The 26,171-nt window shown below is 62.2% G+C and carries 22 protein-coding genes; 5 read left to right on the forward strand and 17 right to left on the reverse strand.

Translation table 11 applies throughout. From position 1 onward, the window contains the following. Positions 1–30 precede the first annotated feature (30 nt). Complete coding sequence (locus tag WG208_RS01300; protein WP_337169506.1) at positions 31–2,214, reverse strand: hypothetical protein; 2,184 nt, start codon at positions 2,212–2,214, stop codon at positions 31–33. A gap of 172 nt (positions 2,215–2,386) precedes the next feature. Here WG208_RS01300 and WG208_RS01305 point away from each other — a divergent pair, with 172 nt between their 5' ends. Continuing rightward, complete coding sequence (locus tag WG208_RS01305; protein WP_337169507.1) at positions 2,387–2,788, forward strand: hypothetical protein; 402 nt, start codon at positions 2,387–2,389, stop codon at positions 2,786–2,788. A gap of 691 nt (positions 2,789–3,479) precedes the next feature. Continuing rightward, positions 3,480–3,650 (forward strand): hypothetical protein, encoded by a 171-nt coding sequence (locus tag WG208_RS01310; protein WP_337169508.1) that lies wholly within the window; start codon positions 3,480–3,482, stop codon positions 3,648–3,650. A 198-nt stretch (positions 3,651–3,848) separates the two neighbouring features. Here the strand turns inward: WG208_RS01310 and WG208_RS01315 are convergent, their stop codons facing one another. The 11 genes from WG208_RS01315 to WG208_RS01360 all read right to left on the reverse strand — a co-directional run bounded on the left by WG208_RS01315 (position 3,849) and on the right by WG208_RS01360 (position 17,725). Further along, complete coding sequence (locus WG208_RS01315; protein ID WP_337169509.1) at positions 3,849–4,349, reverse strand: hypothetical protein; 501 nt, start codon at positions 4,347–4,349, stop codon at positions 3,849–3,851. Positions 4,350–6,085: 1,736 nt separating this feature from the next. Continuing rightward, positions 6,086–6,457: a hypothetical protein gene (locus tag WG208_RS01320; protein WP_337169510.1), complete on the reverse strand. Its 372-nt coding sequence runs from the start codon at positions 6,455–6,457 to the stop codon at positions 6,086–6,088. A 98-nt stretch (positions 6,458–6,555) separates the two neighbouring features. Continuing rightward, positions 6,556–7,035: a hypothetical protein gene (locus WG208_RS01325; RefSeq protein ID WP_337169511.1), complete on the reverse strand. Its 480-nt coding sequence runs from the start codon at positions 7,033–7,035 to the stop codon at positions 6,556–6,558. A 490-nt stretch (positions 7,036–7,525) separates the two neighbouring features. Beyond that, on the reverse strand, positions 7,526–7,783 hold the full coding sequence (locus WG208_RS01330) for a hypothetical protein (RefSeq protein ID WP_337169512.1): 258 nt from the start codon (positions 7,781–7,783) through the stop codon (positions 7,526–7,528). Between the two features lie 19 nt (positions 7,784–7,802). Then, complete coding sequence (locus tag WG208_RS01335) at positions 7,803–8,291, reverse strand: hypothetical protein (RefSeq protein WP_337169513.1); 489 nt, start codon at positions 8,289–8,291, stop codon at positions 7,803–7,805. A gap of 180 nt (positions 8,292–8,471) precedes the next feature. Next, positions 8,472–8,933 (reverse strand): RHS repeat-associated core domain-containing protein, encoded by a 462-nt coding sequence (locus WG208_RS18745; protein WP_345786946.1) that lies wholly within the window; start codon positions 8,931–8,933, stop codon positions 8,472–8,474. Positions 8,934–9,404: 471 nt separating this feature from the next. Continuing rightward, a complete protein-coding gene (locus WG208_RS01340) occupies positions 9,405–9,863 on the reverse strand; it encodes a hypothetical protein (RefSeq protein ID WP_337169514.1) in 459 nt (152 codons plus the stop codon). A gap of 945 nt (positions 9,864–10,808) precedes the next feature. After that, entirely contained in the window at positions 10,809–11,129 is a 321-nt protein-coding gene (locus tag WG208_RS01345) for a hypothetical protein (RefSeq protein WP_337169515.1), read from the reverse strand. Positions 11,130–11,811: 682 nt separating this feature from the next. After that, positions 11,812–12,153 (reverse strand): ribonuclease E inhibitor RraB, encoded by a 342-nt coding sequence (locus WG208_RS01350; RefSeq protein ID WP_337169516.1) that lies wholly within the window; start codon positions 12,151–12,153, stop codon positions 11,812–11,814. After that, entirely contained in the window at positions 12,150–12,944 is a 795-nt protein-coding gene (locus WG208_RS01355; protein ID WP_337169517.1) for a hypothetical protein, read from the reverse strand. Before WG208_RS01355 ends, WG208_RS01350 begins: the two co-directional genes overlap by 4 nt. 92 nt (positions 12,945–13,036) lie before the next feature. Beyond that, a complete protein-coding gene (locus WG208_RS01360) occupies positions 13,037–17,725 on the reverse strand; it encodes an RHS repeat-associated core domain-containing protein (RefSeq protein ID WP_337169518.1) in 4,689 nt (1,562 codons plus the stop codon). Positions 17,726–17,998: 273 nt separating this feature from the next. Here WG208_RS01360 and WG208_RS01365 point away from each other — a divergent pair, with 273 nt between their 5' ends. After that, positions 17,999–19,024 carry a sigma 54-interacting transcriptional regulator gene (locus tag WG208_RS01365; protein ID WP_337169519.1) on the forward strand — a complete coding sequence of 342 codons (1,026 nt, stop codon included), beginning with the start codon at positions 17,999–18,001 and terminating at the stop codon, positions 19,022–19,024. 35 nt (positions 19,025–19,059) lie between these two features. On the opposite strand, the gene WG208_RS01370 is transcribed toward WG208_RS01365, so the two are convergent. Then, positions 19,060–21,150, reverse strand: a complete 2,091-nt coding sequence (locus WG208_RS01370; RefSeq protein ID WP_337169520.1) for a hypothetical protein — start codon at positions 21,148–21,150, stop codon at positions 19,060–19,062. 356 nt (positions 21,151–21,506) lie between these two features. Here WG208_RS01370 and WG208_RS18750 point away from each other — a divergent pair, with 356 nt between their 5' ends. Both WG208_RS18750 and WG208_RS01375 read left to right on the forward strand, forming a co-directional pair. Then, the gene (locus WG208_RS18750; RefSeq protein ID WP_345786947.1) at positions 21,507–21,626 is read left to right on the forward strand and encodes an AbrB family transcriptional regulator; all 120 of its coding nucleotides are present in this window, start codon (positions 21,507–21,509) and stop codon (positions 21,624–21,626) included. Beyond that, positions 21,610–22,026, forward strand: a complete 417-nt coding sequence (locus tag WG208_RS01375; protein WP_337169521.1) for a type II toxin-antitoxin system death-on-curing family toxin — start codon at positions 21,610–21,612, stop codon at positions 22,024–22,026. The genes WG208_RS18750 and WG208_RS01375 overlap by 17 nt, the downstream gene beginning before the upstream one ends. A 27-nt stretch (positions 22,027–22,053) precedes the next feature. Here the strand turns inward: WG208_RS01375 and WG208_RS01380 are convergent, their stop codons facing one another. Genes WG208_RS01380 through WG208_RS01395 form a run of 4 tightly spaced genes read right to left on the reverse strand, consistent with a single transcriptional unit; the run spans position 22,054 to position 26,052 of the window. Then, complete coding sequence (locus tag WG208_RS01380; RefSeq protein ID WP_337169522.1) at positions 22,054–23,952, reverse strand: hypothetical protein; 1,899 nt, start codon at positions 23,950–23,952, stop codon at positions 22,054–22,056. After that, positions 23,949–25,130, reverse strand: coding sequence for a prepilin-type N-terminal cleavage/methylation domain-containing protein (locus WG208_RS01385; protein ID WP_337169523.1), 1,182 nt, complete (start codon positions 25,128–25,130; stop codon positions 23,949–23,951). Before WG208_RS01385 ends, WG208_RS01380 begins: the two co-directional genes overlap by 4 nt. Beyond that, the gene (locus WG208_RS01390) at positions 25,127–25,501 is read right to left on the reverse strand and encodes a prepilin-type N-terminal cleavage/methylation domain-containing protein (RefSeq protein ID WP_337169524.1); all 375 of its coding nucleotides are present in this window, start codon (positions 25,499–25,501) and stop codon (positions 25,127–25,129) included. Before WG208_RS01390 ends, WG208_RS01385 begins: the two co-directional genes overlap by 4 nt. Further along, positions 25,498–26,052: a GspH/FimT family pseudopilin gene (locus WG208_RS01395; RefSeq protein WP_337169525.1), complete on the reverse strand. Its 555-nt coding sequence runs from the start codon at positions 26,050–26,052 to the stop codon at positions 25,498–25,500. Before WG208_RS01395 ends, WG208_RS01390 begins: the two co-directional genes overlap by 4 nt. Positions 26,053–26,171 lie beyond the last annotated feature (119 nt).

Below are 26,171 nucleotides of genomic sequence, written 5' to 3' on the forward strand. Positions count from 1 at the left end.
CCCCTCCCGTTCATTGTGCCTTGCTCAGGTCTATCGGCTTCGGCTCAGTCCCACCAGAATGCGCGTCTGATTGAACAGATTGATGCCCTGCAGCTCGACATTGAGAAACAGGGGCCTGGCGCTCGACGAACGCAGTGCAAACGACGATCCCACAGCGGTATTGACACCGAGGACCGTTGGCGAAAACACCCCCGCACCGATCGTGGCGTAGGGACGCAGCGCGGTGCTGCCGCCGATGGAACCGAACGCATACTGCGCATTCGCGAAAGCCAGTACCGACAGATCTCCCTGACCGAAACCGACCGCCAGCTCCGGCGTGAAGTGCCAGCCGCTGTTCGGACGCACCGGACCGAGGTCGGCGCGCGAACCGAGAATGAACTGCACATCACCATCGTCGAAACCGAGTCCGATATACGGACGGAGATCGCTGGCACGCGTGCTCTGCAGTCGCTGGAACACCGGAGTGGCATAACGATCGGTCACGACGGTGTCACGCGCACCCGGCTCCGTCGGCGCGATCACGGTGATGTTGGGTGCGCCACTCGGCGCCACGGTCGCCGGACGTTGCAGGGCATCGATACGCGCGGAGAGACGACGCTCGAGCTCGCGCAATTCGGCGCTCAGATCGCCCGTGGGAGGCGAGGCCGGAGCGGCTGATGGCATCACCACGGTGTCACGGCGCGTCGTGGTGCTGTCCATACGCCGTGTCGTCGCCGTGTCGCCAGCACCGGCGCGGGGCGGCACACCATAGCGGAGAATGATCTCTCCCTGTGCCGGCACCGGGATGGTGATCCACCGACCGTCCGGTGCTCCTCCCCGAACCATCGGCTGCACCATCGGCGCCCGACCGGACATGATGATCGAATCGCGCTGGATACGCATGCTGTCTTCTCGCGCCCGTTCGGCACGTGGGTCGCGGTCCCACTGCCCGCGTCCCGCCGGCTCCCGCATCCCGTCTCGATCACGCGCCTCGCGCCGGCGATCGTTCCGCTCACGTTCCTCACGCAGCGCCTGACGTTCGGCTGCGAGTTCGCGCTCGCGCTGCTGTATCGAAGGGGTCGACTTGCCACCGAAACTGATCGTCAGGCCCGCGGTGATCATGGTGTTGTGCGTGAGATCACCGGTGCTGGCGACATTGTCGAGATTGTCGTCGACCGTCATGACATAGTCGCGGATGGCGCCATTGACGCGAAGGCGATCCGTGAGCCGGAAGCTAGCACCGCCGCCGAGGATGAAAGCCGTTTTGTCGACCCGCGGGACACCGAGTGAGTCGGTGAAATCCTTCTTGTAGTCGATCTGACCCGCGCCCACGATCAGGTAGGGCAGCAGGCCCGCGCCAGTGGAGAGATTGAACTGGGCTTCCCCACCATAGCCGGCGACCGGTGCCGGACCATCCCGGTCATCGTTCACGCCGCGCCAGTAGAATCCGCGAATGCCGAACACCGGGGAAAAATCGATACCGGTCCGGACGCCGGCCACTTCGAGATTGGGCAGATTGTGCTCGCTGGCGTATTTCAGACGGCCGACGAACGGTTCGAGGGGAGCCGTGGATCCGCTGATGCCGCCGGCGTTGCCTTCATCTTCGCGCATGGTGCTGAGCGGGATCGTGACCGCGGCGCCATACACCAGATTGTGCAGTGTCGCGAGGTTCGCGCCCGTTGCCGTGTCCTTGCCGAAGAGCGAATGCGGATTCATGCGAAATCCCATGCGTTCCGCGAACAACTCGGCATTCAGGCCCGCCACGCCGAAACGCACACCACCACCCGCACTCACGGTGATACGGTCCTGACGTTCAGCCGAGTCCGGTTCGAAACGCAGCACACCCGCTCCCACGCGGGCGAATGGAATGAACCCGGATTCCGCAAAATTGAGTTGCAGACTCGTGCCGTAGTGCTTGAGATCCACCTGACGGCCAGTGGACAACGGACCGAATACCGATGGGGCCCGCGCGCTGTCGACGCCCCACCCGGCACGCTGGAAGTAGAACGGCTGCAACTCCACCCACTTGCCGAAGCGCAGGGCGAGTCGTCCGCCGTAGAGATAGTTGTCGGTCAGCGCGAAGTCGTCACTCCACTGGATGCGCTCGGCGCTGGGGAGAGCGGAGACGCCCACCTGCTGCGCGTGGGCCGTCTGTGTGGCCGGAACAGCGAGCGCGGACGCCAGAAGAACGCCAAGCGCTTGCCGGACTGAGCGAATGGGACGAATAGTCGACATATGATCACGGATACGATGTGAGTTCCAACGCGGTGTGAATTCACCCTTCACCCGGAAAGGGTTTCAGTCGGTACGACTCCCATAATGATGAGCAAATACCGGTGCGCGCCGCATCGTCCAAAAGGGGGAAATGGGGATCGTCCGATTGAGAGAACATCACTGCAGCGTGAGAATGGATTTCATTTTTGGCGAATTCGATTTCGCACATTTTCGAATGCAATTCGCGGTACAATTACGCCCATTCGTCATTCAGTTGTTTCGTCGGCCAACCTTATCACTTGGGCAGCCACGCTCTTATCTATTATTCGGGCTGAACATCGAAGATCGATTGGAGGTCTATCACATCGTTCTGCTCGAGCGCTCGCGCCAATCTCTCCAGTTGCGTCGACGTGAGCGCGCTTGTCGTCTGACGGATCGTTCGTGGCCATCGCTGAGAGCTTACGAACGAGAGGAACGCGCCCTGGGAAATGATCCCGGTAAGAAGCTTCCGGATCATATCGCTTGCCCGGTGTCGATCCGCGAGGAGTTCCATCAGCAATTCGACTTGATCGTTGGAGGACGCGAGATCAAGTAGGCTGCACCAATCGCCGGCCACGGTGACCAATCGGTCGGATGTACTGCCAGACGTACTATTGATGGCATCCAGTCGTTCTACGATCAATCGGATGACCCGTTGATCCTCCGAATCCCAGGCAACTGAGGCGGACGTCAGTACTTGCCGCAGCAAGGTGTTTAGGTGCGAGAGAGGGTCGGAGGCGGCGAGCGCCGCTCTCAGTCCACGTGATAGCTCTACTCGATCTTGATACATCGAACCTCGGTGGGCCTCCTCCCGATGGACTATGGTTTGCGCCCCGGATCTCTTGAACTGTAATACTCTTTTCCATTCTTCGGGGCGATATATACTCTGTATTCACGAGGTGCGGAGCTGCTGCCGTCGCAGGCTCAAGATGTGAATGCGTCTCTCTCCAGCTCACAGAGCGCATTTCCGTTCCGCATCGACTTGTTTTCCGAGCACTACGCCGATGGATATCACGATTACCAGGACACACACGGAAGCCGTGATCCGTGCGTTCTTTTCACCAGAACGACAAGACCGGTATCTCGGGCTCTCGCAATCACAACGGGGACGCGAGAAGCTGTGTCGATCTCTCGCGCATCTTCGCGCACTGGACCCGCGATACACTCATCCCGTACCACGAGATGCTCTTGATGCTTCTGCCGTCGCGCGGCTGCTGAGACAATACGGGGCACCCGAGACCTGCTATGTGCTGGCGGAGAATCAGGCGATCGACGATCGCATCTTCCCGTTGCAGGAAGCCTTGAGCGCCGTAGTGGGGCGTGGATCCGGAGCGATCCTTTCGTGTCTCCCTGGCGAGCTGGCCTACTACGAAGGGGAGGGCATGCACGATCGGTATGTCTTGCGGCGGAAACTCTGATTGAGAGACGCCTGCTTGGATGTCAGAGGCTGTGGGCCACTCGATTCTCCCGGCCCGCGACGTGGTGTAAAACCAAGACGGTATTCTGTCTTGGACGATCCCTCCGACAAGTAGTTGCGGTACCCAAACCACGAAGTAGAACACGCCTGTCTCGACCCATCCACCGTCGCCGTTACTCGGCTCCTTAGGACCATCTGCTTAGGGCCATCGGCTACGTCCTCTGCCGTCCGTAGGTTGGGGGGCCGGAACCACCCTGTGCTCGAGGAAGTCCAGGCGACTACGCAACAGGACCGCGTTCTCCCTGGTCGGCGCGACATTCACAGGGATCAGGTCACTCACGGATTCCCCTATCTCCGCTGCCGTCACCCAGGCACGCATCTCTGCGATGTACGAGGACAGGGCGATAGCCGGCGTTGGCGCATCATCCGTCACCAGGTATGCCGGTGGCACATCCCCGACGATCACCCACAGCCACTCGTCCACATCGGGGAGCGTGGGCTTGATCTCGAACAAAAAGACCCCCACGACCCCAGCGACCGTGATCCCCTCGAAGACATGTTCGATGGCACCACACCAGCGGTAGCTCGAGAGATACTTCCGAGCCTTCTCGGCGAGCTGTCGCAGTTCCTCGCGTTCCTCCGGGTCGGCGTCGGCGAAATCGCCAAGCGGGATCACTTTGTCCATGTCGATGCTGGCCATTCTCACTCCGATGGAAGACCTCACCGGTGAACTTACCCGAAGAGTGCAGATGTATGGTTCGCATCATATACTACGTGGCTGCTTCCTCGGCGAAAGTCCAGATGTTCTCAAGTTCTTGAATCGAGCGCCCCCGAAAGCGCACGTCACTGGATACTGTCGGAATCTTTCCGCATGAAGACTCTTTGATCGGCGCTCCACAGGTAGCGCTCTAGCGGTGGATTCCGATCGACCGCAGACCGTCGATTCGCTTGCGTCAGATGTACCAAACGGCGCGTGATCACTCCACTCGTGTCGAAAGTCACCATGGCACTGTCATTCACGGAAGGACTCGTGAACGATTCCCGGCGGGTCTCCGTGCTCCATATGAGGTGGGGGATTTCGTCGGCAACTGAAAACAGACTGATGTTTGTCGCACGGTATGACGTGGCCTGCGTACCCGTGGAGAGCACCGCCACAAGCTGCGGTACGCCGTGGCCAAGTTCCGGCAGCCAGAGTGAATCGATCCGACCCGTTGGAGTAGCACCGGCAAGGCTGCCATTACATGTGAACACCAGCAATGCCCCCGCATTGGGTGCATTCCAGGATGCGCCGACGACCACCCGCTCGTCACCCTCGTTGCCTAGAGGCACCCAGACAGTGGAAGAGTCCGGGAAGGTGGCCCGGCCCAGCTGGAGGCGGACGTCTGAGCGAGCGAAAACGCGCGCAGCCGCCCACTGCAGGGAGTCGCAGGCTACGATATCATCCGACCTCTCCCGTGTGTTGTCGTGGTGTTCTCCATCCCAACACGCAAGGGCTGCCACGATCGCGATGAGCCAAGCAGCACGGAGACGGGTTCTCATCAACCAGAGAACTCCTGGTGGATGTGGCATTGTACACCGATATGCTCCGTACTCAGTCGATCGATTGTAGAAACGCGCCGGAAGTGGTGTGAGGTCAACCTCATCTCTCCAGTAGAGCCCTGTATAGTCGTCGACCGCAAGGCCGAGGACAAATGGCATCAATGTTCATGCGCGATTGAATGTGTCGGTGGTCACGGCGAGCCCGCCAGCGTATGCGTCCAACAGTGACCAGGCCGTTGGCCACGGGTGTCTGATGCACGAACGCTACGCCGATGGCTCAGACCGGCGGACATAGAGATCGATGTCCACTGACGCTCCGATCCCGGCAAGTTCGCGTAGAAGATCTGCGGGGAGGTGAAGAGCGGGAGCACCATCTCGAAGGTTGACGACCACGGAGAGTTCCGCGTACCACCTCTCGCAGACCTGCTGCAACGGCTCCAGACCCAGAGGGAAATGCGACAGTAGCCAGCGAACATGGGCTTCCAGGTCAGGAAAATCGGGGGCTGCGGAGGAGCGCAGGGACCAACCATTCGACTTCCGCCGTATTTTGCTCGGTGGTATCGGATCGCCCTCACTCCATATGCTGGTCGGTGTTACTCCCAGCGCTTGGGTGATCTCTTTGGGGTTGCACGAGAATGCGTGTAACGAGAACTCCACTTGCATGTCTGTGTGTGTGCTCATCGCAGATAGTCCTGGATGTTCAGCCCTGTTTCTCCGTCGGGACCACGCCCCCCTTGGCAATCCAGCCAAGCCTGCAAGACCCGCCACTTCGGCAAACGTCTGGGTGATGAGGGGTCGATCTTTCAGGGGCTGGGGCAGTTTGAAGATCATCCGATCCGGATGGGCCGTGGTGCGGCTACTCACGGCCTCCAAGTTGAGACTCGAGCGCGCCGCCCGTCACGACTGCGGTACGTCGATGTGGACGCCGTACAGGGCTTCCACGTCGTCGGCATACTCTCGCCCCGCCGAGGCAAGCACGCCACGGCGCCACCAGTAGGGCGAGTCGGCCTTGACCTCAACCACCGGGCGCAGGATTGCCCGAAACCGAGCGTCGATGTTGTCGACCTCCCGCCGGAACTCACCAAGCTCCGCATACTGCTGGAACTCCGGGGCATCGAGAAGGCGCTGGATCTGATCACGGACTCCGATGTCGTTGTCGTACTCGTAGATGCTGGACGAGTAGCCGTCTTCACACTCGCGTATTACCAGATCCCACTGGCCGAGGTGCGCAGCTGGCGAGCGCACCGTCGCCGCCGAAGAGTTGTTCATCACACTCTCGACTCGAGCGAGGAATGATCCGTTCATATCGTCTCCGGAGCGAGGTTTCACTTGAACGATTGTCTCTGATGAGTGCATCGATCCCGCCGCTACGGCAGCTCCATCTTACCGCACTCCAGGATTGCCGCGACACTGTCTTCGCGCGTCACGTAGTTGAGCCCGATGCCGTCGCCGAGGCCGACTTCGCAGCCGGACTCGTACACCCAGTCGCACAGCTCATGCGATATCGCATCTTCCCTCAGATCCAGGGGAGCCACCAAGATCACGTCATCCGGCTTCAGGAGCCGTGGCTCTTCTCTGAATAACCACACCTCATCGAAGCCGTTGAAGAGGTTGAACTCTTTCCCGATGCGAGCAAGTAAGTCTATGGGAACCACCAAGCCCGTACCAAGGAAGCCGCACTGAGGGTAGCGCTGCACGATCATCTGCCCCGTCGGCAATCGCCGCAGATCGGCCGCGCTGTCGATGCTTGTGATGAGTGCGTACGCAAAAGATACAACGATTGCTCGCTGCGTCTCCAAGAGCGAGTGGATGCTCGTGTCCACCCATCCGAACTGCAGATCATCCATGCGTTTCACAGGCTACCGTCTCCGATTCCTTCGGATTGGCCGGCCCGGCAGTCGCGGATGTCTCTGCGTTCAATCCGAGTTCAGCCGCACCAGCCACCATGCCGATCAGTGGGACCACATCTTCCTACTGAGGCGGGCAATCACCACACCGCCGACACCACCACTGCTCCAGCACCCCTTCACGTGATCGCACACTAAATATCGTCCTTCGCGAAGAGGCACAACACAAACGGGCGGAGGAGTGCCGAATCACGGGCGCATAGCCGGTACCAGTTCACCACCCGAGATCACGGCTGCGTCCGCAAGGGCGGGCTGTTCCACCAGAAGTTCGAGGCGATAGTCCAGCGCAACGAAGGGGTGACAATCAAGGCGCTGGCGCCGCTCTCGCGCGAGGTGCTCAAGATCATGTACACCTGCCGGCGCGGCTCTGGCGATCCGGGTGAAGCCACCCACGACCTCCAAGTTGAGACTCGAGCGCGCCACTGTCCCTCTATGTCGACCGCCCGGGGGGCGTCTGGCGTTCGTGTACGGTGAGCCACTCACGGAATTCCGTCGGCGTCACCCATCCATACCCCCGCTCCTCGGCGGTCGGTGCCTGTGTGGTCCACTCGGCTTTGTCATGGACTGCCCCGTAGTGGTCCACCTCTTCAGGCGAGAAGGCCGCGTCGGCTTCCTCGTCGATGTAGCACGCGGAATACGTGTGCTGAAACTCCTCGAAGGACATCGCGCCGCCGAGAAATGCGGCCATGATCTCGTCCAACTTGGCCCTAAAGTCTGTCATCATGCGGCCCTTCCGCGTGAGGTTTCATTGTTGCCGCTCGCGCCTCGACCCTACGTTCCAGTTCCGGAAACACGGTGAAATCGCCTCGCATCACATCTGCCGCGTAGCGACAGAGAGCATCAGCGTACTGAGCCAACAATCGACCCGCAGCCACGTCGTCCCGTGTACTGATCATCTTGCCGACCGGCGAGGGGCTCGCCTCCCTCAGCTGCAGAAGATCATCAGCATCGAACGACAGCATCGAACCTTCGTACCGTGCGAGGGCAGTTGCAGTATCGCCACTGCGACGCTGATGGACATGTACGAAGGGACGGAACTCGAACCAGTCCACAGCGACATTCAATCCAGTGGTGTCGTTCGCATAGGATACCTCAGCGTATCCTCGGCTCGCGCTTCGCTGGGTCACCTTGAGTCCAAACTCAGCCGCGAGCGGCTGCATCGCCGACTCGATGGCAGTCAAGGTTGATTCGCTCATGGCTGTGGAGCTGAAGTTACAGGATAGCCGCGCTGTTCGATAATGGCCTTTTCAGTCTTGTAGATAAGATTACAACTTTTCCGCGGGATCGTTCTGCTGCTTCCTCGGCGCCGAGAGTTAGCCGACCGAGTGTCCGAGCCTTGCTGGCAAGATCAGCTCCGACAGCCCCGAGAGCTGCATCTACCGCCGCGTCCTTCCAGGTGTAGTCGCGTCTGGTGAGCTGCGTGATGGCCCACCCGGTAGCGACACCAGTGGCGCGCCGATACAGGACGGACACAACCCAAACGGGTTGACCGGATTACTTCCCGCAAACCCGTACAGGTTGAGCCCGCCTGCCAGGCCGATCGGATCTTCCTGCGTGAACCGACCCGCTCCTGGATCCATAGTACCGGTGCCGCAGATACTGCCCACCACGTCGCACCGTCGGCGCGTCCGCGCCCTGCGCGCGGCCATCACCGTGGCCACATGCCCTGGCCACATGCCCTGGCCACGCCAGACACGCCGCCCCACCGCCACGCACGTCGCGCCGCTCGCGTTCGTACCATAGCTCCCGCGCCCCGAACTCGTGGCGTACCGCTTCAGCACGCTCGCCGGCTCATCGAACTCCAGTGCATGCGCGTGCGCCACGATACATAGGGGCATGACCACCACTTGCTAGGATGCGAGCCGGAGTACGCTGACGACACGTAGACTCTCGAAGCGGAGGACTACGCTTGCCAAGGCAGCACCTGCCGGTCTTGCACCATACCGACCACACTGCTCATGCTACCATCAGGGCGCGAGACGGCTGGCAGGCGCGCGGGGATCGGCGATTGCACCTGCGAGACGGTATCGCATGCGCTGAGTGAGACTTGCTGCTCCGTCTCACCGCCGCGCCGTTGGGCGCAGGCCACTCCGGCCCACACCGCCCCTGAAGATGCCAGTACCGCAAACATGTTTCGCATTTTTGATGAAGGCACGCGGTAGCTGCGGTTGACTACTTGACGTGGCACCGCTGGCTCCGCGCCTGTCGCGGTCCGCATGACCGCACGAGCTCGCAATTCACGCCCTGCGCGCCCGTGAGTCAGGGGAGCCGAGGTGCACCAACCCCCGGTCCCCTGCCCACGTGGGCGACTACTGCCGATGCACAATCTGAAATACGAGGTCGTTGAAGTCTGGCTCTCCCCAACCGTCACTGCATCGTACGAGGATGGAGGCGTCCGGCTGCGGCACGAGTTCCATCGCGGCGTTGTTCACCCTGTACATCGTCGAACCATACTTCTCGTCTCGCCACTGATTGAAGAAGATCACGTGCGCGTCGGTCCTTGCCTTCACGACCTCGAGCGTCACGGTTCTGGGGGCTGTGTCCGCCCAGAGTCCGATGCGCTTCGCCGTCGTGCTCGCGACCCGGATCTCACACTTCTCACATGTGATGCCGATACCTTGTACCGGGCGTTCGGCTGAGCGAAGAAAGCGCAGTTCGATGGTGTCCCCGTTCTTCACCTGAAAGGCGAGTTTCGCGTGGAGTTCGCGGCCGTCGTACCGGATCGGGGCTCCGTTGGTGGACTGAAACTGGTCGGCGAAAGTAGTCATGGGTGTGTTCCTGAGTGCGATCACCGGACTGGTTGTGCCCGATGAGCCCTGTTCCTTCGCTGGGGCCACGCCCCCTGGATGTAAATACCTCCGCTGCCACCTTTGTAGAAATCGTGCTTTGAGGACTCACCCCCTTTCCTGACTACAACCGATCGAACAGTAGCCCAGCCAAACCCGCAAGTTTCGCCACATCGGCAAACGTTTGGGTGACGAAGGGTCGACCTTTCAAGGACTGGGGCAATTTGAAGATCATCTGATCGTTCAGTGCCTCCCGTGTTTGGGTGTCCAAGTGGATCTTATCGTCTCCCCTTGAAACAAGGCCTCGACATCAAAATCGCGTTCGTCGACCATCGTGAGCCACTGAAAACGGTCCGCGTCTGGGCGTAGTTGATAGATCGTCATGTCAGTCTCGTTAGAAACGTCCGTTGCGAATGTCGCGCTTGATCTGATCAAGAACCTCCAGGGCCTCAGCACGTGAACCTGCTGCTCCAAGGCGCGAGTTGATCTCGTCATAGTACCGGCTTGTGTGGATTCAAGCTGTTGCCCGCTTGGTAGGAATAGGTGTTCGCTTCCCAAGGCGGATCCGGGTGCCGCGCGTCCGCTGCGTGACTAACCACCGAGGACCTGGCCAGCCGCAAGTATAGGGGCGAGGCCTCTCACCAGGAGATGCCTCGCCCACCCGTGCTGCTGATCTTTGCTCGGCGCGGCTCCGGCGACCAGAGTGAGGCGTGGTGCACGACAGCCTTCGTCCCAAGAAGGCTGCGCGGGGGACGACTTCGTAGTCACAATAGAGACCCCTCAACGCCATGCCGCACGGGCCCGAGACGATGGACAGTCTCGAGCCCGAGGGCTCATGCGCAGCAATAGCGGGCCTCCATGATCGGGTGCGGGAGGCCGACGCGGTCCTTCACGTCTAAGAGGCTTGATCGCCCGCATCTGCCTACATCAACGCTCGCTGTCGGTACCCGAGTTTAGCCACTCCGTGATGTCCACGGAGCCATCCGACTGCAGTTCGCCCTGCTGGCTCATCGTGCTCCAGAAGGCGGCGTTGAGCGACTCATCCTGCGCACGCTGATCCCGCCACGTCTGGCTTTCGTTTACCGCTGCCGTAGCTGCAGCCATGTCCATGGACGTTGCATCTGTAAGGGCGATAAAAGATTGTCCCTTGGAACAGCCTGCATCACGTAGCAGCGCAACTACCTGATCAAGTGATTGGCCAGAGTCGAGTGCGTTCCGAACCCGCTTGTAGAGCTCTACGTTTTCCATCGTGGAACCTCCTACCTGAGCCGCGTCAGTTCGAAGTGCACGCACTCCCACGAGACGCGCGCAAGGTCTTGAGCGTACAGCATCATCGCCGCCTTGGGTCGATGCGTATGAGGGACCAGTAATGGTCATCTGAATAATGCACTCCCCCCGAACTAGACGCCGTAGCGCTCGGTTACGCGCAGCTAGGGTGATTCGCATGTGTTGTCTCGGGGTATCCCCGCGTCGCGAATGTCCTTCTCGAAGGCGCGAATCTCGGTTTCGAGGTGTCGGAGTCAATCCTGGATGATGTGGCTCTGGATCTCCTCGATGGGTGCGCTCCCGAGGAATCCCCTATTGTCGAAGGCATCGGGATCGCGACGGCAGGCTTCCAGGTCTTACCGATGCTCGTCAAGCTGATTTTGCAACTTCCTGGTATTGCTTTCGTCCTCTCCACTGCGACCAGCACTTGCATTCTCAGAGAGGAGGACACCCGGGATGGCTTGCCGGCGGCGAAGCCCCATGCCGCCCGTCGCCGTGCACTGCGCCTCTCTGTCCGCGCACGCCACGAGGCCGAATTTGCCCAGCGCCGTCGACATCGACGACAGCACTACGAAAGTCCACAAAAGCGTGGCAGCGGCACTGACTTCCTGCGTCGCGGAAGAATGGAGGGTGATGCGCTACGGTGTCTAAAGTAAAAGAACTTCTAGTCTGCGAGCTCTGCCCCCCAGCCGTCGAAAATACAAGAGAAGTGTGCGCCCGCATGTACCATCCAGTCGACCCATTGCTCCAGCATTTCGAGATCGACGGTCATCGTTGGAATGACCCCACTGACCTTCCATTCGTCTTCCCATGCGTGAACGCGACTCGTGTACTCCGTCTCCGCTGAGAGAAAATATTGCAATGCGATGCCACTCGGCTGTGACGCTGCCCGAAAGAAAAACTCGATGTCGAGTGTCTGCTGATCCCCGGGTCGAATGGCTTGAATACGCTGCCAAAGAACCCGTGTCCACTCGACCTGGGATACAACGATGTCAGGTATATTCATGGATGGTCGACCGAATTGGCTGAAGGAGCGATGGCGACACCGATGGCCTCTCTGGTAAGCGAATAGTGACGACGGTTCTGAAATGAAACTTTTTGTAGACTCGGCAAACGGAGAAGCATATCAAGGTTGCCATCGTCGATATAGGTCGTGCCATAGAACAGCACTTCTCGGAGATTGGGTAGTGAAGCTAGTGGATCGAGCGAGGCGATATGTCCAGCATCGTTCAAATGTAGCGTCTCCAAACGGGTGGCGTTCGAGAGCTGCGCAACGTTTCCGAGTCGTCCACACCCGGTAACGAAAAGTCTCTCCAATTGAAGCAATTGCTCAAGACCGTCCAAGGACCTAAGCGCACGGAGGTTGTACAATCCCAAAGTCGTGAGGCGCTCGAATGCGCCGAGATCCTGGATATCCGATACAGCACTATTGGCAACCTCAAGGGAAATGAGTCCGGAGAGTGCTTTCAAGGAAGACAGGCTCTTTCCGTCATAACGATGTATAAAGAGCGTTTCCAATGACCTTGCATCGAAAAGGCTTTCGCTCCCCGCTCTCCAATACAACACACAGCTCTGCAGTTCGGGCCAGCAAGAGAAGTCCAGTGGCGTCAAACAGTATGTCTCGATACTGAGGTCCCGCAATCGAGGCAGTGTATGGATCACGCTGATATCCTCAATGGTGAGATCGAGAATCTTGAGCCCATCCAACCAAGGCACTTCGCGAAGAAAATCAATACCCGTATCACTCCATCCTCGAGCCGGGTTGAGGTGCAGCTCACGAATGCCCTCTCTGCGCATGAAGTCTCCTATGTCTGAATGCCAGCGACCGAGGAGAACCAAACGTGTGCCGTTCCTGCCCGACTCAAGGGTGAAGTGATGTGAGGTCAACCTTATCTCTCCAGTAGATAACGACGTTTGGGGCCAAGCGGGTTGATCTTGTTTTCCAGGTTTGTGATTCCACCAAGCTCGTTGATTCGTCGCTGTTCTGCGACTTCGCGTGCGAGCTTGCCGCCGAGTACTTCGACGCGCCTTACCGCAGCCATATCGGATTGAGCGAGCTTTCCGCTACGAACATGCTGTGTGAGACGCAGAGAAATATTGCTCGACTGACCAACGTACGTCTTTCCGGTGGTCGCAGTAAATTCATAAATCGCTTCCGTTATGAGCGCTGATCGGGAGATACCGACAGCGGCCCCCGATCGGAGTGCCTGCCCCAGCCTAAGGACTTCGATCGACATGCCCCCCGCGGCACCACCGACCGTCAACGGTAGTGTTGCGAGAGTACCAAAGACCTCGAGCGGTCCTTCCACCGGCGCGAGCCGTCGACCGATCTCCTGAAAGACGCCCCCGCAACTCGGCGGACAGGTGAACAACCCAAACGGATCCGAAAAATTCGCCGGATTACTCCCCGCAAACCCGTACAGGTTGAGCCCGCCCGCCAGGCCGATCGGATCTTCCTGCGTAAACCGGCCTGCCCCTGGATCATAGTACCGGTTCCGCCGATAGTGCGTTCCAGTGGCCGTCTGTTTGTCGTCCAGCAGCGTCCCGCTGAACGCGCTGGGCAGGTACTTCGGCCGCTCGTACGCGAACCACATGTTCGGCAGACCAATCTGCAGATTGGCGGTGCGGGTGCCTCCTCCCGCGAGTGAGATCGTTCGGCTGCATTCCGCCTTGCCATCGGCACATGCCGCCACGCCCACCTTGCCGAGCGCCGTCCACATCAGGGAGACCGTCGTGGGCGGAAATACGATGCTCGAATCGCCCTGGAAAAAGTCCACGTAGTTGTAGCGTGTCAGCGCCACCGGCTGATCGAGTGTCAGCCCATACGTATACACCAGTCGTCCGAAGAAGGGGTTCGGATCCTGCGCGTTCAGGACGCGCGGATACTTCGGAAGAAACAGGTCGTTGTCCAGCACGCTATCCGGTTCGGCGCTCCGCGTGGGCACCTTGACGGGCACCTGCAATTCGATCAGCTCGCGCTCGTCTTCCCACACCGTGCGCCGCAGGGTGCTCATGTCGCAATTGAGTCGATCGCGGCCCACGTCGTTGGCGAGGAAACACTCCCGGTCCACGCGCACCGATACCCGGCGCCCGAGAGCGTCATAACGATAGGTCTCGAACACCCGTCGACGATCATCGTCCAGCGTCATCGAGCGCCAGCGGTAGTCCGCAGCAGCCAGGGTGCCATCGGCCGCATAGTACGAGAGACGCCGCTCACGAAACCGGCTGTCACTCGTACTGCCGTCGGTGCGCTGATACGCCTGGGTGTTGCCCGCCGCATCGTACGTGTAGGTGCGCGCCCCTCCCGTGCCCCCAGCCTGCCCGGTGATCCGCCCTACGTTCGCCTGATAGCTCGCGGAATAGGCGAACGACTGTGAGGCGCTGCTCACGCCGGGGTTGAGACTACCGCCGGTCCGCGAGCTGTTGAACGTGGTCGTCGAGTCGGTCAACATGTTGCCCAACGCATCGTAGGTCAGCTTCTCACGGCTGCCCACTCGCGCACTGCCGCCCTGGATCGCGCCCTGCTGGCTCATGCTGCTCGACGCCAGGTGTCCGAGACCCGTATACGTGAACTGTGCGGTGTCGCGGAAGCCGGCCGCATCGTAGCGCCACCGGCGGAATCCGCGTGCGTCGAATGCGGAGCGTGCCGAACGCACGGGGGATACGCCGATACGGCCGTTTGCCGTACTGGGATTGGTGATCACGTCGAGGCTGTCGTAGCCCGCCGCGCTGTACGTCCACTGCTCCTGATAACCACCCGGAAAGTCCAGCGTTGCCGGTTCACTCCGCACCGTGTACGAGTAGGTGTAGGCATTGCCCAGCGGATCGGAGATCGACAGCAGATCGTCGAGGTAGGGATGGTAGACCCGCAACAGACTGTCCTGTCCCGCGCTCGCCAACTGCGACGGCAGTTTCACCGACGTGCGTCGTCCGTTCAGGTCGTAGCGGAACGACAACAGGTAGTTGTGTTTGGTGGTGTCGATCGTTGCGGCGTTGGCGGCACGCAGGATCTGCCGCTCCGAGGCGAGCAGACCGTTCGGGAGATAGGTGCGCGTGACACGGGCGTCGCGATTGTTGGCCGTGAGAATCCGTCCCGCGCTGTCGTACGTGAATTGCTGGGTGTCGACCGGGATCAGATAGTCGGTGCCGCTGTTCGGCTTCCACGGAAATGCGAACGTATCGAATGCCGTGTCGGTCACCGCCGTGTAGCGCACCGCCGACAGCCGTCGCGTCAGCAGCTCGTTCGCCAGGCCGTACGTCATCGACACCGTATCGCTCTTGCGCGTGATCACCCGCTCGACGTTTCCCGCTGGGTCGTAGAACGTGCGCTCGACCTGGTTGTCCGGTGCGGTCTCCACGATGCGCCGTCCCGCGCTGTCGTACTGCCACTGGGTGGTGATGGCTCCGATGCTCGCGTCGGGCGACGACGACTGCCGTTGCAGCCACACCAGACGTCCCTCTCGGTCGTAACGACTCCGCGTCGTGAGGGTCTGTGTACCGGCGCCGAGTGGCGCGGTGACGGTGACGATGGAATCACGATCCATGCGATCGAACGTCGTCGACGTGCACTGCTGTGCCGGCGTGACCGCAATGCTGGTGTCGACACACACCTGGGCCGCACGTCCGATGGCGTCGCTCAGGGTGTGCGTGGCCGAATGGATCGTCGTGACCGCACCGATGCGCGACGCGGTACGGGTGTCGGACACGTTCCCGAGGGCATCGTATTGCAGGGAATCGAAATCGGTGCGTCCCGCCAGTGTATTCGGATGGACGACGGAGACCAGCAGCCCCGACGCCGAGGTCCCGGCCGCCCCGTAGTTGAACGAGGTGCGGGACACCGCGCCGCGATAGTCTTCGCGGGTCAGTACGTTGCCGCGGGTGTCGTACGTGAATTGCACCGACCCGCCCATCGGCACGAACATCGCCGTCACGCCGTCGGGCCACTGCGTGCTGCCGTAGGCGTACGAATAGACCACGGACACGCCTGGCGCGAAGGCATTGAGATCCCAGCGGGAGGTGGGATTGCCACGATCGTTGTAGGTGTACTGCTGCACGAATCCCGTGGGATCGGTGGCCTCGGTCACGAGCCCGGGGAAACGGGAGTCGTCACGCCGCAAGGTCGAGGTGCTCCCCCGGGGATCGCGGAGGCGATTCACCGCGCCATACCGGCTCACAGCGATGTTCCAGGTGTCCGCCACGGCACGCGGTCCATCGATCGTCGTGCGGGCATTCACCGTGTCGGGAGGCAGCGACACGCCACAGGTACCGCCGCCCAGCATTCCGCGCGTTTCGGCGGTACACACGGCCCACGTGATCGGATCGGTCGATCCGGCCCCGGCATGGACCGTGGTCCCCGCCAGCCGCGCCGCGCCGTCGAATGTGAAGGTCCGCGCCCGCGCATGTTTGTCGCTGCGCGAGGTCATGAGGTTCGTCACCGATCCGCCGTACGCGAAGGTGGTGACGAAGCCGTCGGGATCGGTGATGGACGTGAGGCGTCCACTGCTCACCGACGTGCCGACATTGCGTGTGCCGGATACGGTCGGTGCCGTGATCTGTGCGAGCTTCTGATTGCCGTCGTAGGTGAAGGCGTATGTCAGGGCCCCACGCGGCAAGGTGATACCCGAGAGGCGTCCGCTCGTGCGGGCGAAGTGGGTGGTATCGCCGAGCCGGTTGATCGTGGCGATATGCTCTCCCGTGATGTCGAACACGACACGTGCGCCCCCTTCGACTGCCCGCACGAACGTATTGCTGGCCAACGGACTCATGATGGAGTCGGGGCGCGTGATGGTGTCGGTGACCCAATGATTCAGCAGCTCCGCCTCGCCCACCACTTTCCGGCGATAGAGTCGCGTGCTGCCGTCACCACCCACCCACAACATCGGCCCATCGGGAAGGAGTACGAGGCGCTCGTAACCGGCCAGCCACCATCCGGCGCCGAACTCGGAGGCGCTGCGGTTGACGATGATCAACGTATCGACGGACTGGGTCTGCACCGTTGTCCCGTTCACCGTGGCCGAGAGCGCCAGAGTGTAGGGATAGACACCGGTGGGATAGCTGATGCCATCGAATGTCAACGCGATCCGGCGCGTGCTCCCACCGGGGAGCTGGGTGCCGGTGTAGTTCTGTGCCGCGACGGTGGTGGGTGTGCCGTTCACGACGAGTTGCAACGTGGCCGTCGCGGTCGACACCGTTCCACTGGGGAGGGTGACGTTCGCGCGCACGACGGGATAGGGATGCGCATGTTGCGCGTGATACACGAGCGTGGGCGTCCGCGCCGACCCCCGCACGCGGGTCGAGGGGAGTGCATGCGCCACACGCAGATCGCCGCATTCCGATGCCGTCGTGGCATCGAACGCGAATGTGAAACACTGATCGGTGGCGATCGATGTGCCGGGATTGACGGCGCGGGTGTTGACGGTGAGTGACTGGCGCGATCGTGGCGACGGCAGCGATCGCAATGGTGGAGCATGGTGCGCATCGGAAGCGGGTGCAGGCCGCTCCGGAGGGACCAGCGAGGAGAGCATCGAAGCAGCGGCTGCCGCGCCGACGCTCACGAGCACCGCGAGACGTGAGAACATGGGAAATGGGGATGATGGTGAACGATGAACGACCATCCCCCGAACAAAGCACGAAGAGTGCCATGTGAATCATTCATGCAACTCGTTGATGTACAGTCATTTGAGCGTTTCCACTCTCCCCGGTCGTTTTGCGGATTCGCGCGCATTCGCGCGAATTCGCATGACGGCCTCGGGCGTTTCGGCACGTCCTCGGCCTCTCTTGTGATTCGGTATTTATTCGGGTATCATGAGCACTCCAGTTCCGCGGATCCACTGCGCAATGCGGAGAGCACCATGTCCGTCAATTCGAACAATTCGAGGAGTACCGTCGGTTCCGTAAGCACGCTGCTGGGACGCAGTGAAATCATGGATCGCGTCCGCGATCTCATTGCGCGTGTCGCGGCGGCTCGTCTACCGGTGCTCATCGAAGGGGAGACCGGCACGGGGAAGGAACTCGTCGCGCAGGCGATCCACGTGGCGTCGGGGCGCCGCGGTCGTTTCATCCCGTTCAATGTGTGCGCGATTCCCGAGAGCATCTTCGAGAGCACCCTTTTTGGGCACGTCCGTGGTGCATACACCGGCGCACTCGATGATGCCGATGGTTTTCTCGTCGAGGCCGATCGTGGCACCGCGTTTTTCGATGAGATCGGCACACTCGCGGCGATCGCGCAGGGGAAACTGCTGCGCGCTCTGGAGACGGGAGCGTTTCGTCCGGTGGGTGCCCGGTTGGACCGGCGGAGCGATTTCCGTATCGTGGCGGCCGCCAACCTGCCGCTCATGCAAAGTGTCGAGGCCGGAACGTTCCGCGCCGACCTGGCGCATCGGTTGTCGGGGTGTGTGATCACACTGCCGCCACTTCGTGCGCGTCGTGAGGACATCGGTCTGCTCGTCGAACATTTTGGCGCGCAGGCGAGCGCCCGCACGATCCATTTCACGTCGGAGGCACTGGACGTACTGGCCTCGCTGCCGTGGCCCGGCAATGTCCGGGAGCTTCGACTTTTTGTCGAACGGGCCGCGCTGCTCGCCGACGGTCCCACCATCGGCACCCGGCAGGTCCAGACCATGCTCTCGGCTGCCACCTCACAGAGCGTATTCCCACCGGTATCTCCACCGGCGCGCGCGGTACACGAATCCGGACCACGAATGTTCGCCGCGTCCGACACACCGGGCCATACGGATGCCGATCGGGTGGAGTTGCTTCGTCTCCTCGACGACGCAGGCTGGAATACGAAGCGGCTTGCGATGCGGCTCGGCATTCATCGATCCACGCTCTATCGACGCATGACGCGGCTGGGCATCGCACCACGACGATCTCTCTGAGCGGGCGATCGGTTGGCGCGTCGTGTCGCCGTCGGCTAGCGCACCTGAATCACGCGTGATGCCAGCGCGGTCCGTTGTTTGGCATCCGTCGCCGAGATTTCGAGCACGTATTCACCCGGTGAGAGCTTCGAGAGATCGAAGTACATCGCCCGCGAGAGAATGGGCGTGCCGCGTCGCTGCGCCTGGCCGCCGGTGGCGTTGGGGGAGGCGGCCGGGTCCTGCCAGCCAACGGCCACACCATTGTAGGGCGCGGCCATGAGTTTGAGTGCCGCCACCGCGCGACGCAGGAAACCCGGGCGCTGCCGAGGAGTCACCGCGATGGTGAACTGCACACTGTCGCTCGCCGGCACGCCGTAGGTTTCCCAGAAGAGACCGATACGGTCCCGTGCGACACTCACACCCGGCAGCATGTGCGGCAGCATCGCGTCGACATCGCGTGGCAGGTCTGGGCCGTCGGCACGGAACAACACGGGATCGGACAGGGCGATGGAATCGCTGCCCAGGTCGTCGAGCGTGCCCGGCGCACGATAGCCGCGTCGTACACGACCCAGGACGCGATCGGGCGTATGGTCACTCGTACTGCTCTGCGTATTGCCCTGCATGGTGCCCTGCAACTCGAACGACAGCACGCCCGAGATCGGCGCGATCCGACCCGACAGCACCGCCGAGGCACCCTGGACGCCCGACGTGGTTGCGATGGTCGTGAAGACATCGGGCTCGGGACTCACGAGAAAGGTGAGTGTGTCATGTCGTGGCGATGCGGAGTCGGAACCCGCATGTACGGCGGCGATGTCCACGGCAGCGGCGATCTGCAATTGTGTCTGTCGCCGGAATGTGACCATCTGCCACTCCGTGAACTGGACCACGCGGGTGCCGGGCATGCGCATGTGTGCGAACGGCCACCACACGGTTTTCCGGAAGCCGCGCTCGTGGACGGCCGACACGCCCTCCGGTGGGGTGAGTGTCCATGCGGTATCAGCGGCCCGCGTCTCGTCGAGAAACAGGAGCCCCGGCGCGTCGAAGGCCACGCGGGGACCGTCGTATTCAGCCGAGGAGTAGGGAGCGAGAGGCGACGTGCCGCGGGCTTCGAGATAGCTGGAGTGCCCGGTATCCGTCTGCACCCCGATCCACGTCGTCAGCGCAGGCCAGCCGTATCGCTGGATCATTTCCTGGACCGTGGGCCCACCACCGTTCGGGGTCCAGTCGTAGCGTTCGTCGACGCCACCGGAGGTGTGCAACATGGCCGCGATGCGTCGGGCCATGTGGGTGGCGCGACGCTCGTTGTATGATGTCGTCCATGCCGGATCGGCCAGCCAGAAGTGGCGCTGCGCCATCGCGTGCCGAATGTCGCAGGGACGCTCGAGGTATTCCTTGCGTTGGGCCAGTGGCAGGATGGCCCCGATATCGGTGAGTCCGCACCGTTCGTCCGGCGCCATGGTCGACAGCGCCCGCGCGAAGTGGGCATCGGCTTCACGGTCATCACCTTGTTCGTGATGCACATACGCCGTGAGCGCGGCGCACAACCACGGCTCGGCGCCGCAGGAGGCCAGAACCTTCAGGGCCGGCGCGTACAGGCTGTCGTATACGAGAAAGCGGATGTACTGGCCGAGGATCCACTGGTCATCCGGCGTTTCGGCGAGCGTCCGTTGCAGCACCGTGCGCAGGCTGTCGCGGGCGTGCGCCAGGGAATCGGCATGGGCCGCCGTGAAGAACGCTCCCTGTCTGGCGGTCTCGCGCACGGAGTCGGGAACGTCCATCAGCATCCACGTGGGGCAGAGCCCGTATGCACTGCTCACCGCGATGGGAGTGTAGCCGCGGGGCATCGGCAGAATGTATCGGCCACGGGTTTCGTTCGCGTGGCAGTGTACATATGTCCCGAACTGTCCGCTGAGCCAGTCGTGTCCCCGGCCCCCGACGCGGCGGTGTTCACTGTCCAGCCAAGCGGTGCGCGCGCGCTTCAGGTAGCGTTGCACGACACGTCTTGCTCGCACGAGCGGTGCGGTGTCGATCACCGCTGCTTCGGATGTCGCCGGCTGCGCCTGCTGGTCCTTCTGCGCGTGCGCTGGTGACGCGACGACGAGCAGCAGGCCGAGGCTCAGCGGGAGGAGCGAGCGAGGGAAGGGCATCGGACGGTTCGCACAATCCAGCATTGGGACGTGGTGCGATATGGTGGGAGCGGGATGCCGCGGAATTGCATGGCAGGATTGAATGGTCCAATGTGGACCCTCTTGCTATTCTGGCGTTCCGGCACGCCGTCGGCAATTCCGCGACCATTCAGCGGTTGCCGCCACCTGCGGGGGGGCCAGGCGGTTCGGCACCACTCGATTCTTCCGCGACCGCCTTCTGTTGTAGTATGACAGTGCCACGGAGTGGCGATGGTGCGCGAACTCACCTTGCGCCAGGTCGGTGGCTCGATCGGGGCGACGATCCCCAAGGATATGGCGGAGCGGCTGCATCTCACGGTCGGTGACCCATTCTGGCAGTGGAGACCGATCAGGGCATCCTGCTGACCCCGTACGATCCGGATGTCGAAGCTGGGCTTGCCGTGGCGGCGCATGCCGCCAGGAAGTTCCGGAACGCATTGCGTGAACTCGCGAAATAGCGCATGGCTCCCCCCGCGTTGGGTACCGGGACTCGTACTGGACGCCGTTCACCTCGACCAACTGCGCGAGCACGGCGGTCTGCTGGGCGTGCGCGACGAGCACGCCCTGGAGGCCGCGCTCGCCCGTCCCCTGCAGACGCATCACGCCGAATCCGATTCCGATCTGGCGATGCTCGCCGCGGCCTGCGCGTTCGGACTGGCGAAGGGACACCCGTTCAATGATGGCAACAAACGCACGGCCTTCCTCGCGGCCATGATCTTTCTCGGATTGAACGGGAAGGATCTGGACGCTACGGAGGCAGAGGTTGTGCAAGTCATGACGGCTCTCGCTGCCGGCTCACTCACGGAGGTCGCGCTGGCCGCGTGGATGCGGAGTCGTCTCGCACGACTCAGGCTGTAGCTCACCCAACCGCCGCCGCCAGCCGACCTACCGCCGCGCGAACCAGTCGCCGATATCGAATCCCTGCGGATCGAGCTCGTAGTACTGACTGAGTGTCCAGCGTCCCGTCGTGGGGAAGTACGGCGGCGGATACGACATCGCACACCGATTGAACGACACGTCCTCGTGATAGCCGTGCAGCACGGTGCCACTCATGGTGCCGCTGGGTGAAGCCTGCTTGTTGATGCGGCCACCGACCTGGCGGATGGTACCGCGGTTCACCCAGTAGGCCGTTCCCAGCCCGGACGGTGGTCCGGGCCGCTCGGTGGCGACCGACTGAATGCCGAGTGTCACGGCATGCACCGCCAGATCCGGTCGGCCGGGTGACGGATCGAAGTCCTTGCGGGGCAGGCGCCAGCTCGTGCTGTCGTTGCTGCGCCGCTGCTGCGGACTCTGTAGCGTGTTGTCCGCGAACAGGATGTAGTCACCGGCAAACAATCCGATGATGTCATCGTCGGGGCGGCACGTGCCCGACGTGGTGGCGGGACTCGTGGCCTGCGTGAGGTCGGACAGCACGATGGTGGCGTTGCGTGAAGCCAGCGTGACACGGCCGCGCACGACACCGCTCACACCCACACGTCCTTCGACAAAAATGGTGCCGCGGAAGTTGGGGTTGTAGTTCGGGCTGAGCGGCCACAGATATGCGCCATCGGGACGCGCCGCCACGACGGCCGGCACCGTGCCACTGGTTCGTGGCAGCCACTCGCCGGCCGAGTCGGTGGGCGTGAAGACACCCGTGGGAGTCAGACGCGGGTCACCACCCAGGAAACACCGGGCATTGAGATCGTCGAAGGCGTCCTGCTTCTGCTTCATGCGGTCGCGGTAGTTGCCGGTCCCGCCTTCGGGAATCCCGCGGAGCGATGTCGTCATGCTCGTCACGCCACCGACGGTCGTGACGACGCCGCAATTCGGCGAATACAGCAGACTGTCCAGGGGACCGCGGGCACCGGCTGGTGGTGCCATGGTCCGTGCGGCGGCATACCCATGGCCATAGGGATTGGTTGCCTTCGTCCGGTACACCCGGAAGAAACCTTCGTCAGGGCCGGTCACGTTGCCATCACCATCGACATCGATCGCGACGAACTCGATGCGCATGGTCACCAACGCACTGTCGCCGGTCACGACCGCCGGCGTGAACACGTATCCCGCCTTGGTCGCGATGGTCTTGACCAGATTCAGATCGGCAGTGCCGGGCAGCGCAATCGGTGCGATCTTCGTGGCGGGTCCCTTGTCCCAGCGGGCATTCGACGCGTTGTACACACCGGTGGCGGTGGTCACCACATCTTTGAAGATCCCCTGCGGATACGCCAGTGTGTAGATGTAGATGGAATCGTTCGAATGAAACGGGCCGGCGTAGGTTTCACCGAGCGCGATCCACAACGTCGTGCCGTTGGCCATCTTCCCCTTGTCGGTGAAGTACGCGTAGCGCGCAAAGGAGCTCTGGTACACGAGCGAGCGACGGATCGTGGAGTTGCCGGCGGCGTCCTTGGCCCGGGAGACGATCTCGGCCTGCACGCCGTATTCACCGGCGTTGGCAAGTGAGTCGGCGTTGCCGATGCGCCCCACCCATGTGGATCGGGTGATGCCGTTGCCCCCGGTGATCGCCACGTCGTTTTCGAGGGCGATGTAGCCGGCCAGTGGAACGGTATCGAGCGCGGCGTTGAGACGGTTGCGCGCTTCTTCCAGGCCGGAGAGTGCGGCGTCGTCGAGCATGGCCGCGCGCTCGCTGGAATTCTGGACGAGCGTATTGCTCATCACGAGCATGGACGACGTCAGCGCCAGGGTCACCGCCACGATGCTGACGATCAGCACGGTGAGCAGCGCCGCGCCCCGCCGCTCATTCGCAAGCCGACGGTGGCGATGGGTATGCGTCTGTGAGGGCATCATGGGACGGAGACGTTGGCGGATGCGGCGATCCCGGAGAGATTGGGTGTGCAATCCTGCACTGCGACCGCATACCGGTAGACGCCAGGCCGCACTGGCATCCCCATGTCGTGGATGGTGTAGGTGCTCGACTGATTGGCGGCGATGGTGCTGATGGGATCACCCCAGGAAGCCGCTCCCACCTGTTGCCGCCACAACACATACCGCACCGCGTCGGCCTCGCCGGCGCCATCGTCGACGGCGCGGGGAATCGTGACCTGGACGAAGTTGGAATCACTCCGCCATGTCACGGTCGGCGCCACCGGCGTGATGGGCGGACGGCCACAGGCGCGCGACTGCCGTGCGTTCGCCACATTGGGCAACGGGACCAGGTAGCGGACCACCTCGTTCACTCCGCCCCGTTGTGGCGTCACTTCGTAGTTCACTTCGACCGCGCGCAGGGCGTCGATCCGTGTGGTGACGGCGACTCCGGTGTCGGCCCCCAGACCGCGCTGCGCCACGGTCTTGGCCAGAGGCAGCCAGGCCCGCGGCACGGAATCGAGACTCGGGTTGGTCGCGCCGAACTTCGCCGGGTCGTAGTAGTATCGGAAGAAGGGCTGCCCGGTGGCCTTGTTGATGCCCGTGGCCACGACTTCGGGAGCGCCGTTGTTGACCTGACGCCACAACGCATACTTGTTGTTGCCGGCTGCGGCATCGGGCGCGAACCAGTAGCTCAGGAACTCGGCGTCGCTGTTGATGAAGATCGACGTGGACTGCGAATAGTCCTGCAGGGGATACGTCACCGCCGGATTCGATCCGGGCACCGTCACCGCCGCCCCCTGCGTCAGCGCCGTCACCTGGCCCGCTTCGGCGTAGGTATCGACATAGACGGCGCCCGTGAGAGCCACCGAGTCCCTGTTGGCCGTGGTGAGATCGGCGTTGAAGGCGAAGGCGCTGTCGTTGGCCAGCACGATGATCGGTTGCTCTTCCGTCACGCCCGTGCCCGCCGTGCGCAATTCGGTCCGCAGAAGATCACGGCCGAATCGACCGCTCTGCACCGCATTGCTCTGGGTGGCCAGCGTCCGCAGACCCTTGCTCTGCGCAACGAGGAAGCTGATGGCTCCGCCGAATACCACACCGAAGATCGTGATCGAGATCAGGATCTCCGGCAGCGTCATACCACGTCGGGGTCTCGTGCTCATGGGGCCGCGATGGAAATCGTGCGTTTGACCGGAATGGCGAGCGCGCCCGGCACGGCGGAGGTCACTGTCACCGTGAGCCGTTTGATACGCTTCTTCGCCAGGGTGTCCACCTGAACCACCGTGGAGGTGATCAGGCCGTCCTTCGTGCCGTTGTAGGGCGTTCCGGTGAGGTTTTCCAGTGTGCCCCATGTCGGCCAGGCGCGCGCCATGCCGATCTGCACGTCGGCGCGGGCAAAGGCGCGGGTGCGCAGACCGGAATCGCTGACGCTGCGTTGCAGCTTCGTCGTACCCAGACCGATGGAGAGCACCACCGCCGAGAAGATGCTGAGCGCGATGACGGTCTCGATCAGTGTGAAACCCTTGCGGTTCATTGCAGCCTCCAGCCATCGGTGGCGTAGATGTAGACCGTGGCATGGCCGGTGGCGCGGGAGAACTGCAATGCCCGGGCGTCGACCTCGCCGATACCCTGGGCGCCGCGACGCGAGGTGACATACAGTGTGCCGCCCCGATCGAGCGCCCCATTGCGCTGAATGACGAGGGCCGGCATGCCGTCGACTGTCATCAGGGAGGGGAAATCCTCCGTGACGCCATTGTAGGGCGGAATGCCGGCGCCGCGTGCGAACGTCACGCGTTCGCCGAGCAGTGCCGGCCGGGTCTTCTCGCCGCCGTCGATCTGCAGATTGTTGTTCGTATCCCAGACCGTGCGCACGACACGTGCGGCGGTGTCGAACACCACGAGCACATTGTGGCCGCGACTGACGGCATCCGTGCGCGCTGCCATGATGGCGCTGGAGATGGTCCGGGCCGCGCCATCGACCTGTGATTGTTCGATGCGCATGCGGGGGAGGGCAATGGCCGCCAGCACGGCGATCATCACCACCACGATCAGAATCTCGATGAGAGTGAAACCGCGTCGTTTCACGAGGAGCCTGATTGAAGTTCAGAAAGGGAGGTCCTCGGCGAGAACCCCGGTCCCCGGAATGCACAGCCGGGGACTCCCACCATTTCAGACTTCGGTTGGTACCAGGCGTCACATCGCTG

The sequence above is a fragment of the Gemmatimonas aurantiaca genome (assembly GCF_037190085.1).
Taxonomy (GTDB): domain Bacteria; phylum Gemmatimonadota; class Gemmatimonadetes; order Gemmatimonadales; family Gemmatimonadaceae; genus Gemmatimonas; species Gemmatimonas aurantiaca_A.